The sequence below is a fragment of the Thauera sp. DNT-1 genome (assembly GCF_055393985.1).
The window spans coordinates 359,676-375,666 of sequence record NZ_AP043752.1; the positions used below are offsets into that span (position 1 = coordinate 359,676).

Consider the following 15,991-nt stretch of genomic DNA (forward strand, 5'->3'; position numbering starts at 1 on the left):
GGCCTGTTCGCGAGTGTTCCACGAATCGTGCGGAGCGGCCAGCCCGCAGGTGGGACCGCCGCCGCGGCCGGGCTTACATCCGCATGCGTTTCGAGGTCGCGCGCGCGACCGCCAGCGGGCACAATGCCGCCCTTGTCCTTCCCGGCCATCGTCGACAGCAAGCAATGCCATACGAAATCCTCGTCGGCCTGCGCTACACCCGCTCGCGCAAGCGCGCCCAGGGGCGCAACCGCTTCATCTCCTTCATCTCCCTGGTATCGATGTTCGGCATCGCGCTGGGCGTCGCGGCGCTGATCGTGGTGCTTTCGGTGATGAACGGCTTCCAGGAGGAGTTGCGCACCCGCATCCTCGGTGTCGCCTCGCACGTGCAGGTGCAGAGCCCGGAGGGCGGGCTCATGGCCTGGCAGCAGGTCGCCGACGAGTCGCTGCGCAACCCCTCGGTGCGCGCCGCGGCGCCCTACGTGCAGGAGCAGGGCATGCTCTCCTTCGACGAGGGCGTGCGCGGAACGCTGGTGCGCGGGGTGATCCCGTCCGCGGAGGACAAGGTCGCCGATTTCGGCCGCTACATGCAGGCCGGCAGCTTCGATGCACTGCAGGCGGGCCGCTTCGGCATCGTGCTCGGACGCGACCTCGCCGCCGCGCTGCGCGTGCGCCTGGGCGATAAGGTCACGCTGATCGCGCCGCAGGGCCTGGTGACGCCGGCGGCGGTGCTGCCGCGCGTCAAGCAGTTCGAGGTGGTGGGCATCTTCGAGGCCGGCATGTACGAGTACGACTCCAGCCTCGCGCTCGTGCACATCGCCGACGCCCAGGCGCTGTACCGGCTGGGCGACGCGGTGAGCGGCGTGCGCCTGAAGCTCGACGACCTCTTCGCCGCGCCGCGGGTGGCGCGCGAGCTGGCGATGACGATCAGCGAGCCGGGTTTGGTCGTCGCCGACTGGACGCGCAGCCACGCCAACTTCTTCCGCGCGGTCGCGCTCGAGAAGACCATGATGACGCTGATCCTCTTCCTGATCGTGGCGGTCGCAGCCTTCAACATCGTCTCCACGCTGGTGATGGCGGTGCAGGAGAAGTACGCCGACATCGCCATCCTGCGCACGCTGGGCGCGAGCCCGGTCTCGATCATGGCGATCTTCGTGCTGCAGGGCTCGGTGATCGGCCTGGTGGGCCTGGCCGCGGGCGTGGCCGGCGGGCTGGCGATCGCGCACAACCTCGACGTGGTGATCCCCGCGCTCGAGACGCTCACCGGGGCGACGCTGTGGAACAAGGAAATCTATTACATCAACGAGCTGCCTTCGAAGGTCCTGGGCTCGGACGTGAGCACCATCGTCACCGTTTCCTTCGTGCTGACCCTGGTGGCCGCGCTCTACCCGAGCTGGCGCGCCTCGAAGGTGAATCCTGCGGAGGCGCTGCGCTATGAATGAAACCCTGGATACCGGCGCGCAACCCGTGGTCGTCGCCTGCACCGGGCTGTCCAAACAGTTTCGCGAGGGCGCGGAGGCGGTGCGCGTGCTCGACGGCGTCGAGCTCGAGGTGCGGCGTGGCGAGCGCGTCGCGATCGTGGGCTCGTCCGGCTCGGGCAAGAGCACCCTGATGCACCTGCTCGGCGGACTCGACGTGCCCAGCGCGGGCAGGGTGCGGTTGATGGGGCAGGACTTCTCGACCATGTCGGAGGCCGCGCGCGGACGCCTGCGCAACGCCTCGCTCGGCTTCGTGTATCAGTTCCATCACCTGCTGCCGGAGTTCTCGGCGCTCGAGAACGTCGCGATGCCGCTCTACATCCGCCGCGTCGCGCGTGCCGAGGCGGACGAGCGTGCCGCGCAGATGCTGCGCGAGGTCGGCCTCGGCCATCGCCTCGACCACGCTCCGGGCGAGCTCTCCGGCGGCGAACGCCAGCGCGCCGCGATCGCGCGCGCGCTCGTCACGCAGCCCGCCTGCGTGCTCGCAGACGAGCCCACCGGCAACCTCGACCGCCGCACAGCCGGTGCGGTGTTCGATCTCATGCTTTCGCTCAACGAGCGCCTGGCGACCAGCTTCGTCATCGTCACCCACGACGAGACCCTGGCCGCGCGCGCGCAACGCACGCTCCGCCTGGTGGACGGCCGGCTCGGCGCTTGAGGAAAAAATCCCGCGGCAACGCCCCGGGATGGGTCAAGTTCTACCGGAAACGACCGTATACAGGCTCGAAGACCATCCTGTCCGGCCCCGCGCCGGGAATCGAGCCATGAAAATCCTCTTCCAGCCTGCCGTCCGCCTGCTCGACCGCCTGAGCTATCCGCTCAAGTTCGGGCTCATCATCCTCGTCTGTGCCGTCGCCTCGGTGATCCTGCTCGCGCAGATCTTCACCAGCCTGCGCGAAGAGATCCGCGTGACCGAACGCGAGATCGCCGGTCTGCAGCTGTTCGACGCGGGCTTCGGCGTGATCCTCAAGACGCAGCAGCACCGCGGCCTGTCCGCCGGTGTGCTGGGGGGCAGCAGCGAGCTGGCGCCCAAGCGCGAGGCGAAGGCGGCGGAGTTGCGTGCCGCGCTCGGCGCACTCGACGCGGCAATCGACGGCGATGCCGGCTGGTCGGGCTTGCGCGCGGGCTGGCAGATGCAGCGGGCGGCGCTGGTACGCCTCGCCGACAGCGGGCTCTCCATGGCAGGCGCGGAGAATTTCCGCCTGCACACCGAGACGATCGCCGGACTCATGCGCTGGCTCGGCGAGCTCGGCGACGCCTCCGGGCTGTCGCTCGACCCCGAGCCGGCGAGTTCCAACCTGCTCGCGCCGCTGCTCGGCGCGCTGCCTGAACTCAGCGAGCGGCTCGGTCAACTGCGTGCCCGTGGCACGGCGCTGAGCGCCCGCCGCGAGCTTGCGCGCAGCGACGAGCACGCCCTGGTCGCGCTGCTCGCCGAGATCGGCCGCGCCGAGTCTGCGGTGCTGGAGCGCCTGCGCCGCACCGCGGCGGCCAACGCCAGCCTCGCCGCTAGCGTCGACGGCATGGGCCGCGAAATCTCCGAGGGTGTCGCGCGGGTGCGTGAGGCTACGGGGAAGGAGCTTCTCGACCAGCGCTTCGGCCTGAGCTCGGCGGCCTTCTTCGAACTGGTCACCGGCGCGATCGACACCGCGGTACGCAACTTCGACCAGGTGCTGCGCCCCGAGGTCGGCCGCCTGCTCGAGGCGCGCCGCGACCGCCTGAACCAGCGCCTGCAGACCCAGGTGGCGATTTCGGCGGTCGGCATGCTGCTCGCAGGCTATCTCTTCATCGGCATCTATCTCGCCATCGTGCGCTCGGTGCGCGAGCTCTCGGCCGGCGCGCAGGGCTTCGCCGCGGGCGACTATCGCAGCCGCGTGCAGTTCTCGGCGCGCGACGAGCTCGCCGAGGTGGCGCGCCAGTTCAATTCGATGGCCGATCACGTCGCCGGCCTCATCCGCGACATCCAGACCGGTGCCGCCCACGTCGGCGGCGCCGCCACCGAGATGTCGGCCTCCGCGCGTCGCGTGCTGGAGGGCTCCGAGACGCAGAGCGACGCTGCCTCCAGCGTGGCCGCAGCGGTCGAGGAGATGACGCGCGGGGTCGACGGCATCGCCCACCACGCCTCGACCGCGCAGCAGCTTGCCGAGGATTCGGGCCGGCTCTCGCAGGAGGGGCGCTCGGTCATGGAGCAGTCGGTGGCCGAGATGGAGCGCATCGCCGAGGCGGTGGATCTGTCGAGCGAGGCCATCCGCGAGCTCGGCGAGAAGTCGCGCCAGATCAACGCGATCGTCGACTCGATCCGCGACATCGCCGACCAGACCAACCTGCTCGCGCTCAACGCCGCGATCGAGGCCGCCCGTGCGGGCGAGACCGGGCGCGGCTTCGCGGTGGTGGCCGACGAGGTGCGCAAGCTCGCCGAGCGCACCTCGCTCGCCACGCGCGAGATCGGCGGCATGGTGGCGGCGATCCAGCAGGGCACCGAGCGCGCGGTCGACACCATGCAGCAGGGCGTGCAGCGCGTGCGCGACGGCGTGGAGATGAGCAACCGCGCCGGCTCCTCGATGGCGCAGATCAGCGCGGGCGCCGACCAGGTGCTCACCGCGGTGCGCGAGATCTCCACCGCCCTGCACGAGCAGAGCCTGGCGAGCAACGACATCGCGCGCAACATCGAGCGCATCGCCGACATGACCGAGCACAACAGCGTGACCGTGCGCGAGACCGCGGCCACCGCCGAGACGCTGGAGCAGCTCGCCGGGACCCTGCGCGAGCAGGCCAGCCGCTTCCGCGTCTGAAGTGTTCGCGGTGCCCGCTGCGATCGCAGCGGTGCCGCGATCGATTCTCCATGAGCCCTGCGGCGATGCGAAGGCCGTGCCGCGCGCAGGGCTCGAATCTTGCGGACCGGACGCTGCGCCCGCTTATCGCCGTTGCCGTCTCTGCCGCCACTGGCGGATCAGCCACAGCCGCCAGCCCCAGCGCACCGCCAGATACGACACCATCGACAGGCTTGCCGCGAGCACGATCAGGCCGACCACCAGCGGGCGGCCCAGCTCGCCCGCCCAGGCTGCGAGGTCGGCCGCCCACTGCAGTGGATCGAAGCCGGCGAAGTCCGGCGGCGGGATGAACGCGACTGCACCATTTCCCGACATCAGGCTCCCGATCGCGAATGCCGCGACGTAGAGGGGGACGATGGTGAGCGGGTTGCTGTAGAGCGTGGTGATCAGCGCCAGCGGCAGGTTGACCCTGAAGAGCACGCAAAACAGCGCCGCGCTCGGCATCTGGAAGGGGCCGGGAATGAGGCCGCAGAACATTCCCACCGCCACCGCCCCGGCCGCCGAATGGCGGTTCAGGTGCCACAGGCGCGGATGCAGCAAGGTGGACGCGAACGGCCGCAGCCAGCGGTTCTCGCTGACGCTGCGGTGGTCGGGGAGGAAGCGTTTGAAGAGCTTGCGCATGGTTCAGGTCCGCGTGGGCGAGTCTAGCAGGAGCCCGGCCCATCGCGTCGTGGCATGCGCGGCCATCCTCGACGCGGCGGCCCGGGTCGCGATCGTCCGTCGAGGGCGGGATGGCGGCCGGCGATCACGGCGCCCGCCCTTCCGGGAATGCCTCAGGCATACTCGATGCCATGCGCATCATCGCTCTCGCCTTCCTCGCCGGCACCGTCCTCGTCCAGCGGTCGGCTGCGCTCGATGGCGTCGTGGCCGCGGCGGCGCTCGGCCTCGTCGCTGCGCTCGGCTTGCGGCTGGCGTTGGTGTTGGCGTGGGGCCGCGGGTCGGCGGCTCGGGCTGGGCGCTGGATCCCCATCGCCCTGGCCGCACTCGGTGCGCTCGCCGCCGGCGCGGGCTGGGCGGCGTGGCGGGCCGAGGTCCGGCTGAGCGACGAGCTCGCCGGCACCCTCGACGGTGTCGAGTTGCAGCTGCGGGGCAGGGTGGCCGGGCTGCCACGCGCGAGCGGGTCCGGCTGGCGCTTCGACTTCGCGGTCGAGCCCGACACGCCCGGCGTGCCGGGACTCGTGCAGCTGGCCTGGCGTCCCGAACGCACCGCTGTCGAGGCCAAGCTCGACGCCGAGGCCGATTCCGCGAGCCCCCTGCCGCTGGCGATGCCCCGTCCGGGCGAGCGCTGGGCGCTGACCGTGCGTCTGTGGCGGCCCCACGGTTTCGCCAATCCCTCCGGCTTCGACTACGAGGCCTGGTTGCTCGAGCGCGGGGTCCGCGCCACTGGCAGCGTGCGGGGGACGGGGCGGCTCCTAGACGAGCTTCCCGCCACCTGGATGCAGCACGTCCATCGCGTGCGCGCGACGGTGCGCGAGCGCATCCTCGCCGCCCTGCCCGACGGGGCGCACGCCGGCCTGTTGGTGGCGCTCGCGGTCGGCGATCAACAAGGCATCGATGCCGGGCAGTGGGAGATCTTCCGCCGCACCGGCGTCGCCCACCTGGTGTCCATCTCGGGCCTGCACGTGGCGCTGGTGGCGATGTTCTGCGGCGGTCTCGCCGGCGCGGCGTGGCGCCGGCAGCCGGCGCTGGTGCTGCGTGTTCCGGTGCAGCAGGTGCACGCGCTCGGCGGGCTGGCCGGGGCCACCGCCTATGCCTTGCTGGCCGGCATGGGCGTTCCGGTGCTGCGCGCCTGGCTGATGCTGCTGGTGGGCGCGCTGGCGCTGATCGGCGGGCGGCGCATACCGCCCTCGCGCGTACTCGCGATTGCATTGCTCGTGGTGCTGGTGGTCGATCCCTGGGCGGTGCTGTCGGCCGGCTTCTGGCTGTCCTTTGGTGCGGTGGCGGTGATCCTCGCCGTGCTCGGCGGCCGTGTCGCACCGTCGGCCGGCTGGCGCGCCGCGCTGCGCGTGCAGCTCGCGATCAGCTTCGCGCTGGTGCCGCTGCTGCTTGCGCAGTTCCAGGCGGTTCCGTTGCTGTCGCCGCTTGCCAACCTGGTGGCGATTCCGCTGGTGAGCTTCGTCGTCACGCCGCTGGTGCTGCTCGCGATTCCCTGGCCGATCCCCTTGCTGCTCGTGCCGGCCGACTTCGCCGCGGGGTGGATGATGGATTTCCTTGCGCCGCTTGCAGCGCTCGAGAGGGCGATGATCGAGCGCGCGGCGCCGCCGCCGTGGCTTTTCGGCGGTGCGCTCGCCGCCGTGGCGATCCTGCTGCTGCCGCGCGCAAGCCCGGGGCGGTTGGCGGCACCGGCATTGCTCGCGGCGCTGCTGTCCTGGCAGCCGGCGCGCCCGCAGGAGGGCGGTTTCCGCGCCTGGGTGCTGGACGTCGGCCAGGGTCTCGCGGTGCATGTGCAGACGCGTGCGCATGACCTCCTCTACGACAGCGGGCCACCCTTCGGCAGCGAGTCCGATGCCGGCGAGCGGGTGGTCCTGCCCTGGCTGCGCGCGGCCGGCGTGCGCTGGCTGGATCGGGTGGTGCTGTCGCATCCGGATTCCGATCATGTGGGTGGCGCGGCCTCGCTGCTCGCCGGCCTGCCGGTGGGCACGGTGCTGGCCGGACAGGCCGTCCATGCGCGCGAACGCGCAGCCTGGGCGGCCCGCCTGGCGCACGGGCGCGAGCCTGCGGACTGCGCACGCGTGCCCGCATGGGAGCGCGATGGCGTGCGCTTCGAGATTCTGCATCCGGCGCCCGTGCGCGCGCCGAGCGAGGAGCCGGCAGGCGCGGGCGCAAGTCCGCACGACAACGACGCCTCCTGCGTGCTGCGCGTCGTTGGCGCCGCCGGCGCGCTGCTGCTGACCGGCGACATCGGCACCGCCGCCGAGGCCAAGCTGATCGCCCGCCAGCCACCGGCAAGCCTTTCCGCCGCGGTCGTGGTCAGCGCCCACCATGGCAGCCGCTCGTCGTCCTCGGCCGCCTTCGTCGACGCGACCCTCCCGGAACACGCGGTCCACTCCGCCGGCAGCCGCAACAGCTTCGGCCATCCCCACCCCGAGGTGTGGGCGCGCTGGGCGGAGGCAGGGGCACGCAATTGGCGCACCGATGCGCAGGGTGCGATCCGGATCGACTTCGCGGCGGCGCCGGAGGAGGGCGTCCAGGTGAACGCCGAGCGCGAGATGCAGCCGCGCTACTGGCACGGTCGCTGAGGGCGGCGGGCTTGTGTCCCGGATCCGCCGCTTCGGGCTAGACTTGCAGCGACCCGAAACCCGTTCCGAGTGCCCGCCCCTCATGTCCCTGCTCGATTCGCTCAAGAAGTTCTTCAGCCCGTCCGCACCGACGACCCCGGCCGAGCGTGCCGCGGTGGAGCCGGAGCGTGTGCGCGCCGCGCAACCGCTGCTCCAGCCGCGCGCCCGGCATGTGCTGTGCAGCGGGCCGCACGGCCTGCACCGCGTGGCCTACACCGAATGGGGCGAGCCGACGAATCGGCGCGTGCTGGTCTGTGTCCACGGTCTCACCCGCAACGGCCGCGACTTCGACGATCTCGCGCGCGCGCTCGCCGGCGAGTACCGCGTCGTCTGCCCGGACGTGGTCGGGCGCGGGCGCAGCGACTGGCTGACGGACAAGGCGGACTACGGCTTCCCGGTCTACGTCGCCGATATGGTCACCCTGATCGCCCGCCTCGACGTCGAGGAGGTGCACTGGGTCGGCACCTCGATGGGCGGCATCATCGGCATGCTGCTCGCGAGCCTGGCCGGCACGCCGATCACCCGGCTGGTCTTGAACGACGTCGGTCCGGTGATCACCGCAGCATCCCTGCGTCGCATCGGCCAGTACGTCGGACGCGCGCCGCGCTTTGCCGACCCCGCGGCGGCCGAGGCCTACATCCGCGAGGTCGGCGCGCCCTTCGGCGCGCTCACCGACGCGCAGTGGCGCCACCTCACGGAATATTCGGTGCGTCGCATGGATGACGCCGAAGGGGGCTACGCGATGGTGTACGACCCCGGACTGGGCGAAGTCTTCCGGCTCAATCCGGTGCCGGTCGATATCGACCTGTGGCCGGTATATGAAGCGATACGTTGCCCGACCCTGGCGCTGCGCGGCGCAGAGTCCGACCTGCTGGAGCCGGCCACCTTCGCGGCGATGGGCGCGCGCGGGCCGAGGGCGCAGACGGTGGAGTTCCCCGGCGTGGGGCACGCGCCGATGCTGATGGATGCGGCGCAGATCGCCACGGTGCGGGAATTTCTGCTCGCCGGCGCCTGAGTTGCGCGTGCAGGCGTGTCGGGCGGGCGTCGCCTACCAGCCCGGATTGAGCCGTCGCGCCTCGGCGATCTCGCTGCGGATGGCGCGGAAATGCTCCCAGCGCCGCGGGTGGATGGCGCCGGCTTCGAGTGCTCCGAGCAGTGCGCAACCCGGCTCGCTGTCGTGGCGGCAGTCACGGAAGCGGCAGCGCCCCAGGTGCGGGCGCAGCTCGACGAAGGTCTCGGCGAGGTCCTCCGCCGCCAGGTGGGCGAGCCCGAACACCTGCAGGCCGGGGCTGTCGATCAGCCAGCCGCCGCGGGCTTCGTCGGCGGTCACCGGCAGGTAGTACAGCCGTGCGAAGGTCGTGGTGTGCTTGCCCGAGTCGAGCGCGTCCGAGATCTCGCGGGTGGCGGCCTGGGCCTCCGGCACGATAGCGTTGGTCAGGGTCGATTTGCCCATGCCCGACTGGCCCACGAAGATCGCCTGCAGGCCGGCCAGGCGAGCGCGCAGCGCATCCGCGCCCTGCAGCGCGGACACCTCGACGACCTCGTAGCCGAGCTTGCGGAAGGGCTCGAGCTGATGGCGGGCGGCCTCGAGGCGCGCGGCGAGGTCGGCCTTGTTGAGCACGATCAGCGGCACGATGCCCTGGCTCTCGGCCGCGGCGATGCAGCGCGACACCAGCAGGTCGGAGAAACCGGGCTCGGTGGCGACCACGATCACCAGATGGCTGAGGTTGGAGGCGATCAGCTTCTCGCGGAAGGCGTCCGAGCGCCACAGCAGGTTGCGGCGCGGATGCAGGGTCTCGATCACGCCCTGGCCGTCGCCGCCGGGCACGAGCTCGACCTCGTCGCCGCAGGCGTAGCTGCTCTTCTTGCCGCGCGGATAGCACTGCAGGCGCCCGCGCGCGGTGTCGACCTCGTAGTGGCGGCCGAAGGCGGCCACGACCACGCCGTCGATGCGGGCTTCGGCGATCGCGCCGGCGTGGGTGCGCTTGCGCATGCCGCTCACCGTTGCAGCGCCTGCAGGCGCGCGATGCGCAGCGCGGCGGGCGGATGCGAGTCGTGGAAGCGCGAGTACAGCGGGTCGGGCGTCAGCGTGGAGGCGTTGTCGCGGTAGAGCTTGACCAGCGCGCTCACCAGCTTGCCGGCGTCGGCCTGGCGGGCGGCGTAGGCGTCGGCCTCGAACTCGTGCTTGCGCGACCAGTGGCTCGCGAGCGGCGCGAGCGGGAAGCTGAACACCGGCAGTACCAGCGTGAACAGGGCGAGCGCGCTCGCCAGGTCGGCGCTTTGCATGCCCAGCCCGGAGAAGAACCAGGGCTGCTGGGCGAGCCAGCCGAGCAAGGCGAGCACGCCCAGGCTGGCCGGGGCGAGCACCGCCAGCCGGCGCAGCAGGTGGCGGTGGTGGAAGTGGCCGAGCTCGTGCGCGAGCACCGCCTCGACCTCGTCGGCATCGAGCTTGTCGAGCAGGGTGTCGAAGAACACGATGCGCTTGGCCGCGCCCAGCCCGGTGAAGTAGGCGTTGCCGTGTGCCGAGCGGCGCGAGCCGTCCATCACGAACAGGCCCTTGGCGCGAAAGCCGCAGCGCGCGAGCAGGGCCTCGACGCGCGCCTTCAGCGTGGCGTCGGCGAGCGGGGTGAACTTGTTGAACAGCGGCGCGATGAAGGTCGGCCAGATCACCATCGCGAGCAGGTTGAAGCCGAGCCAGAACGCCCACACCCAGGCCCACCACAGCGCGCCCGTCGCCAGCGTCAGCCACAGCACCGCGGCGAGCAGCGGCAGCCCGATCAGCGCGGCGAGCGCGGCCTCGCGCACGGTGTCGGCGAGGTAGAGGCGCGGCGTCATGCGGTTGAAGCCGAAGGTCCTCTCGATCCCGAAGGTGCGCAGCAGCGCGAAGGGTAGTTCGAACAGCCAGCCGAGCACGCCCAGGCTGGCGAGCAGCGCGACGCCGTGGGCGAGCCCGCCGGCGGGCAGCACGTCCGCCCAGGCGTCGTGCACCGCCTGCAGCCCGCCGCCGAGCGTGAGCGCGAGCACGAAGCCGGCGTTGGCCGCGGCGTGGAAGGCGGACAGGCGCGCGCGCGCGACGGTGTAGTCGGCGGCACGCTGGTGCGAATGCAGGGGGATCGAGCCGGCGAAGGGCTGCGGCACCGCGTCGCGATGGCGACGCACGTGGTGGGCGTGGCGATGCAGCAGACCGAGGCCGAGCACGGTACCGGCGACCAGGAAGGCCAGGAACAGGACGGAAAGAGGCGGCAGGCCGAAGGGCGACAGCATGAATGGGGCGGGATCGGTCATTGCGAAGCGCGGGCGGTGGATGGAGGTAGGGCTGCGGGCAGGTGTGCGACCCGACCGGCCATGCGCTGCTGTCCGTGACAGGCTGGCGCGATCGCTGCTGGCCGAGGCCGGCAACGTACGCGATCTATGACACAATCGCGCCCTCATTGTTTCGCAGGAAGGCCCCGGAAAAGGGCGGACGGATTATGGCACAGGACCCGAAGACGCTGATATGGCTGGACATGGAGATGACCGGCCTCGAACCCGATCGTGACCGCATCATCGAGATCGCGATCGTGCTCACCGACGAGGCGCTCGAAGTGATCGCCGAGGCGCCGGTGATCGCCGTGCATCAGCCCGACAGCGTGCTCGACGGCATGGACGAGTGGAACCGCAATACCCATGGCAAGTCCGGGCTCACCGCCCGGGTACGCGCCTCCACGATGTCGGAGGCCGATGCCGAGGCGCAGGTGCTGGCCTTCCTGCGCGCGCACGTGCCCGCGCGCACCTCGCCGATGTGCGGCAATTCGGTGTGCCAGGACCGCAGGTTCCTCGCGCGCTGGATGCCGGAACTCGAGGCCTGGTTCCACTACCGCAACCTCGACGTGTCCACGCTCAAGGAGCTCGCGCGGCGCTGGCGTCCGGAGATCTACGCGGGTGTCAAGAAGGCGGGCAGCCACACCGCGCTCGCCGACATCCACGAGTCGATCGCCGAGCTGCGCCACTATCGCGACCACTTCCTGCGCCTGGACTGAGCGCGAGGAGCGCGTCATGAGGATCGGTCCCGCCAGGCGGGTCCGCGGCCTCGTCGCCTGGGCGAGCCGTCACCGACGCTGGCTGATCGTGCTCGCGCTGCTGTCGGTGTTCTTCAGCGTGCTGGGCTATTTCACCAACCCGGTATCGCTGCCGGGGATGTGCAGGATCTACGGCTGAGGGCCGTGCGCAGGCGCTGGCCCTCGACGTCCGTCGCAGCCGAACCGTCCGATCGCGACTTGCGTCGCTCCCACGAAAACCGACAGGGTGCCCCCGGGGTGACGCGGCGCCAAGGCGTTACGGGTTCCGGAAGGTGACGGGTACCGGCGCGTGAAGCGGCTTCGACGTCGGGTAGGAGCGACGCAAGTCGCGATTCGGGCAGGCGAGAATGCAAGGACCTCGCCGCAACGGCACGGATGCGTCGGTTCAGCGTCCGGCGCGGCGCAGCAGCCGGAAGGTTTCGGCGCGCTTGCCGGCACCACGGCGGTATTCCCACACGGTTTCCCATTCGGGTGCGAGCGCGGCGGAGCGGCCGCGGCGCTCGACATGGACCAGCAGCAGAGCACACGGTGTGGCGTCGGCGTCGATCGGGCGTGCGCGCAGGCCGGCGAAATAGTCCATCGACAGCTTCATCGCGTCGGGCAGCCCGGTGGTGGCGATGCATTCCCTCGCCTGTGCGCCGCGCTCGCCGCGCACCGCGATATCGAGCGATTCCACCACCGTGCGGTAGCTGCGTCCCTGGTCGAACCAGGGCATCAGCAACACCACCGCCAGGCTCCACAGCATCACCAGGCCGATCGCCCAGTTCGCCGGCGCACGTGCGGGCGACCGGGGCAGGCGGGCGACGAGGAGGATCCACACCACGCTGATGGCGCCGCCGGCAAGCAGGCGCAGGTTGGCGTCCGGCGGCACGAAGCCGGGGGCGTTGCGCGCGACGTGGCGTGCGAGACCGCTCGGCCAGCCGGCGACCTGGGCGCTCCATGCCAGCCAGACGAGGATGCCGAAGACGGCCAGGCTCATCAGCGAGAACCAGTCGAGCGCGCTCGCGGCGCCGCGGCGCAGGCTGGCCACGCCGCCGGCGGCGAGCAGGGCGAGCGCGGGCACCAGCGGGATCAGCCGGGCCTGCGAGAGATCGTCGATCGCCACCAGCCAGGCCAGCACCAGTCCGGCGCTCGCCAGCGGCAGCAGGATCGCGAGCACGCCGGGCTGGCGGCGCGCGCGCCAGAGCGCCCACAAGGCCAGCGGCCACAGCGGCCACATGAACCAGGCGCCGAGCTCGAGCAGTCGCGGCAGCTCGGCCGGGCGCAGCATCGGGCCGACGATCCACTGCCACTCGTTGCGCAGCCACAGGCTCAGGAGTTCGGGGTGTTGCAGGTGGAGCACGAGCGGCCACAGCGCGGCGGTGGTCAGCGCGAGGCACAGTCCCAGCAGCACGGCGCCGCTCGCGCGCGGGCTGCGGCAGTCGGCGCTCAGCAGCATCGCCAGCGGCAACAGGGGAGCGCTCATCCACAGGCCGCCGAAGCCTGCGGAGAGGAAGGCCAGGCCGCTACCCATGCCCGCCTTCAGGCCCCCGGCGAGCGGGCGTGTCGGCAACTCCGCGAGGCCGGACAGGGTCAGTGCGAGCATGGCGAAGAGGGCGAGCAGGGGCTGCGTCTCGTGCGCATGCAGGACCAGGCCTAGCGTGCCGAGCGCGAGCAGCGCGGCGGGCGTGCGGGCGGCGCGACCATGCAGGGATTCGGCCGCGCGCGCCAGCCACCAGATCGCCAGCGCCACGAAGACGGCGCTCGCCAGGCGGGCCCCGGCGTGCGCCGGAAGAAAGGCCGCGGTGAGCGCGGAGAAGGCCGAGGCGACCCAGTAATACAGCGGGGGATGCTCCACCAGGGGTTCGCCGGCGAGCAGGGGAAACAGCCAGGACTCGCCGCGCAGCATCGCCAGCACGGGCCCGAAATGGCGCGCGTCGTCGCCGCGCCAGGGGTCGTGCGCGGTCAGGCCGACGAGCAGGTACAGGCCGACCAGCAGGGTCAGGCCGACCGTGCCGTAGACGCGGCGCTGGAACAGGGTGGGCGTGGCGGGATCGCGGATCATGCGGGCATTGTGCTTCGGAGTGGCTGCGCGGACCAAGCGCGGCGGAGTGGGCAGGACGGAGAGGGCGCGGGTGCCTGCCGGCGGCGGGGCAATAAAAAAGGCAGCTTGCGCTGCCTTCCTCGGTGCCTGCGGAATCCTGCCACGACCGCCCGGGGCGGTGCGGATCCCGGCTTTGCGACGGCTCAGCTCGCGCGCTGGACGTTGCCGTACTTCTGGCGGAAGCGCTCGACGCGGCCGGCGGTGTCGACGATCTTTTGCTTGCCGGTGTAGAACGGATGGCAGGCCGAGCACACCTCGACGTGGTACTGGGGCTTGCCCAGGGTCGAACGGGTCACGAAGGTGTTGCCGCACGAGCAGGTGACGTTGACGTCGGCGTACTTGGGATGGATGTCCGCTTTCATGGTGATTTCCTGAATCTTGCGGGCGGAGGTTGTGACCGCCCTGTGTCGTAAAGCGCGAGATTATCCGCCAGCCGCCCCGTCCTGACAAGGAAAAACACGTCTGCTGTCGTGCGCCGGGACGGTTTTTCGGGCCGCGACCGGTACAATCGCGCGCCTGATCAATCACCGACGAGGTTCCTGCGTGCGCCTGCTGCTCGCGCCCATGGAGGGCGTGGCCGATTTCGTGCTTCGCGACGTGCTGACCGCGATCGGCGGCTACGACCTCGCGGTGTCGGAATTCGTCCGCGTCTCCGGCACCCTGCTGCCGCGGCGCATGTTCGAGCGCATCTGCCCGGAGATCCTCGCCGGCAGCCGCACCGCCGCGGGCACGCCGGTGGCGGTGCAACTGCTCGGCAGCGATCCCGTCCTGCTCGCGGAGAACGCGGCGCGCCTGGCCGCGCTGAGCCCGCACGGCATCGACCTCAACTTCGGCTGCCCGGCCAAGGTGGTCAATCGCCATGGTGGCGGTGCGATGCTGCTCGACCGCCCGCGCCTGCTGCACGACATCGCCGCCGCAGTGCGTGCCGCCGTGCCCGCAGCGATCCCGGTGAGCGCCAAGATGCGCCTGGGCATCGCCGACCCCTCGCGCGCGCTCGACTGTGCGCAGGCGCTCGCGGACGGTGGCGCGCAGGCCATCGTCGTCCATGCGCGCACCCGCGAGCAGGGCTACCGCGCGCCCGCGCACTGGGAGTGGGTGGCGCGCATCGGCGACGCGGTGCGCGTGCCGGTGACCGCCAACGGCGAGGTGTGGAGCGTGCGCGACTGGGCACGCTGCCGCGAGGTCTCCGCAGCCGAGGATGTGATGATCGGCCGCGGCGCGGTCTCCGACCCCTGGCTCGCGCGCCGCATCCGCGGCGAACGCGGCACCGAGCCGGACGAGCGCGACTGGGTCGAACTGCACCCGCACCTCCTGCGCTACTGGGAGGGCGTGCAGGGGCGCGCCGCCCCGGTGCATGCCTGTGGCCGGCTCAAGCTGTGGCTGGGCATGCTGCGGCGCAACTACCCCGCGGCGGGCCGGCTGCACGAGGCGGTGCGCCGCGTCGTCCACCCCTCGCGCATGAACGAGGAACTCCGCCGCCACGGCATTCCCGCGTGCGACCACCCGCCATCTGCCCGGGCCGACGGGCCCCGGCCGACGAGTCCCGACCGATGAGAGCGGCCCGATGAGCTACGCCAACTCCCGCATCCCGCAGAGCGCCCAGCAGGGCGTCCACGAGGCGCTCGCCGAGCGCGTGCGCAAGCACCTCGAGCATCCCTTCCGCAAGCCCTGCACCGACTACAACCGTGCCGCGCTCGCCGAGGCGCTCGCCGGCTGGGGCCGCAGTGCGCCGCTGATCCTCGATGCCGGCTGCGGCGTCGGCCACAGCACCATCCAGATCGCGCGCCAGTTTCCCGACCACTGGGTGATCGGCGTCGACCAGTCCGCCGACCGCCTCGCGCGTCGCAAGCCCTATCCCGAGGCGCTGTTGCCGAAGAACATGGTCTTCGTGCGCGCCGACCTGGTGGACTTCTGGCGCCTGCTCGACGAGGCTGGGCTGCGCCTCGCGCGCCACTACCTCCTCTATCCCAACCCCTGGCCCAAGATCGGCCACCTCGGCCGGCGCTGGCACGCGCACCCGGTGTTCCCGTGGATTCCCCGCCTCGGTGGCGTGCTGGAATGCCGCAGCAACTGGAAGGTCTACATCGAGGAGTTCGCCTTCGCGCTCGGCCTCGTGCTCGGGCGCGAGGTCGCCTGGGAAGGCTTCGAGGCCGCCACGCCGCTGACCCCCTTCGAGCGCAAGTACCGCGACTCGGGGCAGCCGTTGTACCGCATCGGGCTGGATCTCGCGGCCGCGGGCTGATTCCGCAAGATCGTGCTTGCCCGCCGCGCCGCCTTGGGCCACCCT

General features: G+C 71.5%; 14 protein-coding genes. 9 read left to right on the plus strand and 5 right to left on the minus strand.

The window, feature by feature from the left end; genetic code table 11:
- The first annotated feature begins 164 nt into the window (after positions 1-164).
- From ACZ5PP_RS01600 to ACZ5PP_RS01610, 3 genes are all read left to right on the plus strand, one after another.
- Positions 165-1,421, plus strand: coding sequence for a lipoprotein-releasing ABC transporter permease subunit (locus tag ACZ5PP_RS01600; protein ID WP_043742259.1), 1,257 nt, complete (start codon positions 165-167; stop codon positions 1,419-1,421).
- Complete coding sequence (lolD, locus tag ACZ5PP_RS01605; RefSeq protein ID WP_004325086.1) at positions 1,414-2,115, plus strand: lipoprotein-releasing ABC transporter ATP-binding protein LolD; 702 nt, start codon at positions 1,414-1,416, stop codon at positions 2,113-2,115. The genes ACZ5PP_RS01600 and lolD overlap by 8 nt, the downstream gene beginning before the upstream one ends.
- Positions 2,116-2,221: 106 nt before the next feature.
- Positions 2,222-4,246 (plus strand): methyl-accepting chemotaxis protein, encoded by a 2,025-nt coding sequence (locus ACZ5PP_RS01610; protein ID WP_012585304.1) that lies wholly within the window; start codon positions 2,222-2,224, stop codon positions 4,244-4,246.
- Between the two features lie 123 nt (positions 4,247-4,369).
- On the opposite strand, the gene ACZ5PP_RS01615 is transcribed toward ACZ5PP_RS01610, so the two are convergent.
- Complete coding sequence (locus ACZ5PP_RS01615; protein WP_004301288.1) at positions 4,370-4,906, minus strand: DUF2062 domain-containing protein; 537 nt, start codon at positions 4,904-4,906, stop codon at positions 4,370-4,372.
- 170 nt (positions 4,907-5,076) lie between these two features.
- Between ACZ5PP_RS01615 and ACZ5PP_RS01620 the strand changes: the two genes are divergently transcribed.
- Both ACZ5PP_RS01620 and ACZ5PP_RS01625 read left to right on the plus strand, forming a co-directional pair.
- Positions 5,077-7,524 (plus strand): DNA internalization-related competence protein ComEC/Rec2, encoded by a 2,448-nt coding sequence (locus ACZ5PP_RS01620; RefSeq protein ID WP_464826633.1) that lies wholly within the window; start codon positions 5,077-5,079, stop codon positions 7,522-7,524.
- Between the two features lie 82 nt (positions 7,525-7,606).
- Entirely contained in the window at positions 7,607-8,578 is a 972-nt protein-coding gene (locus ACZ5PP_RS01625; RefSeq protein WP_012585306.1) for an alpha/beta fold hydrolase, read from the plus strand.
- A gap of 33 nt (positions 8,579-8,611) precedes the next feature.
- On the opposite strand, the gene rsgA is transcribed toward ACZ5PP_RS01625, so the two are convergent.
- Both rsgA and ACZ5PP_RS01635 read right to left on the minus strand, forming a co-directional pair.
- Positions 8,612-9,556, minus strand: a complete 945-nt coding sequence (gene rsgA / locus ACZ5PP_RS01630) for a ribosome small subunit-dependent GTPase A (protein ID WP_464826634.1) — start codon at positions 9,554-9,556, stop codon at positions 8,612-8,614.
- Between the two features lie 5 nt (positions 9,557-9,561).
- Positions 9,562-10,848 carry a M48 family metallopeptidase gene (locus ACZ5PP_RS01635; RefSeq protein ID WP_287471668.1) on the minus strand — a complete coding sequence of 429 codons (1,287 nt, stop codon included), beginning with the start codon at positions 10,846-10,848 and terminating at the stop codon, positions 9,562-9,564.
- A 185-nt stretch (positions 10,849-11,033) separates the two neighbouring features.
- On the opposite strand from ACZ5PP_RS01635, the gene orn reads away from it, so the two are divergent.
- Positions 11,034-11,582: an oligoribonuclease gene (orn, locus tag ACZ5PP_RS01640; protein WP_004301277.1), complete on the plus strand. Its 549-nt coding sequence runs from the start codon at positions 11,034-11,036 to the stop codon at positions 11,580-11,582.
- 16 nt (positions 11,583-11,598) lie between these two features.
- On the plus strand, positions 11,599-11,760 hold the full coding sequence (locus ACZ5PP_RS01645; RefSeq protein ID WP_287471665.1) for a hypothetical protein: 162 nt from the start codon (positions 11,599-11,601) through the stop codon (positions 11,758-11,760).
- Between the two features lie 246 nt (positions 11,761-12,006).
- Here ACZ5PP_RS01645 and ACZ5PP_RS01650 read toward each other — a convergent pair whose 3' ends face one another.
- The gene (locus tag ACZ5PP_RS01650; protein WP_004301274.1) at positions 12,007-13,665 is read right to left on the minus strand and encodes an ArnT family glycosyltransferase; all 1,659 of its coding nucleotides are present in this window, start codon (positions 13,663-13,665) and stop codon (positions 12,007-12,009) included.
- A gap of 182 nt (positions 13,666-13,847) precedes the next feature.
- Positions 13,848-14,066: a 50S ribosomal protein L31 gene (gene rpmE, locus ACZ5PP_RS01655; RefSeq protein WP_004301272.1), complete on the minus strand. Its 219-nt coding sequence runs from the start codon at positions 14,064-14,066 to the stop codon at positions 13,848-13,850.
- Positions 14,067-14,247: 181 nt separating this feature from the next.
- On the opposite strand from rpmE, the gene ACZ5PP_RS01660 reads away from it, so the two are divergent.
- Both ACZ5PP_RS01660 and trmB read left to right on the plus strand, forming a co-directional pair.
- Positions 14,248-15,258, plus strand: coding sequence for a tRNA dihydrouridine synthase (locus tag ACZ5PP_RS01660; protein ID WP_004301270.1), 1,011 nt, complete (start codon positions 14,248-14,250; stop codon positions 15,256-15,258).
- Between the two features lie 10 nt (positions 15,259-15,268).
- On the plus strand, positions 15,269-15,946 hold the full coding sequence (gene trmB / locus ACZ5PP_RS01665; protein ID WP_276663035.1) for a tRNA (guanine(46)-N(7))-methyltransferase TrmB: 678 nt from the start codon (positions 15,269-15,271) through the stop codon (positions 15,944-15,946).
- Positions 15,947-15,991: the final 45 nt, after the last annotated feature.

Coding starts and splice junctions, on each gene's coding strand:
- ACZ5PP_RS01625 (WP_012585306.1), top strand. CDS start 7,607: ATGTCCCTGCTCGATTCGCTCAAGAAGTTCTTCAGCCCGTCCGCACCG.
- ACZ5PP_RS01615 (WP_004301288.1), bottom strand. CDS start 4,906: ATGCGCAAGCTCTTCAAACGCTTCCTCCCCGACCACCGCAGCGTCAGC.
- ACZ5PP_RS01650 (WP_004301274.1), bottom strand. CDS start 13,665: ATGATCCGCGATCCCGCCACGCCCACCCTGTTCCAGCGCCGCGTCTAC.
- ACZ5PP_RS01635 (WP_287471668.1), bottom strand. CDS start 10,848: ATGACCGATCCCGCCCCATTCATGCTGTCGCCCTTCGGCCTGCCGCCT.
- orn (WP_004301277.1), top strand. CDS start 11,034: ATGGCACAGGACCCGAAGACGCTGATATGGCTGGACATGGAGATGACC.
- trmB (WP_276663035.1), top strand. CDS start 15,269: ATGAGCTACGCCAACTCCCGCATCCCGCAGAGCGCCCAGCAGGGCGTC.
- lolD (WP_004325086.1), top strand. CDS start 1,414: ATGAATGAAACCCTGGATACCGGCGCGCAACCCGTGGTCGTCGCCTGC.
- rpmE (WP_004301272.1), bottom strand. CDS start 14,066: ATGAAAGCGGACATCCATCCCAAGTACGCCGACGTCAACGTCACCTGC.
- ACZ5PP_RS01610 (WP_012585304.1), top strand. CDS start 2,222: ATGAAAATCCTCTTCCAGCCTGCCGTCCGCCTGCTCGACCGCCTGAGC.
- ACZ5PP_RS01645 (WP_287471665.1), top strand. CDS start 11,599: ATGAGGATCGGTCCCGCCAGGCGGGTCCGCGGCCTCGTCGCCTGGGCG.
- ACZ5PP_RS01620 (WP_464826633.1), top strand. CDS start 5,077: ATGCGCATCATCGCTCTCGCCTTCCTCGCCGGCACCGTCCTCGTCCAG.
- rsgA (WP_464826634.1), bottom strand. CDS start 9,556: ATGCGCAAGCGCACCCACGCCGGCGCGATCGCCGAAGCCCGCATCGAC.
- ACZ5PP_RS01600 (WP_043742259.1), top strand. CDS start 165: ATGCCATACGAAATCCTCGTCGGCCTGCGCTACACCCGCTCGCGCAAG.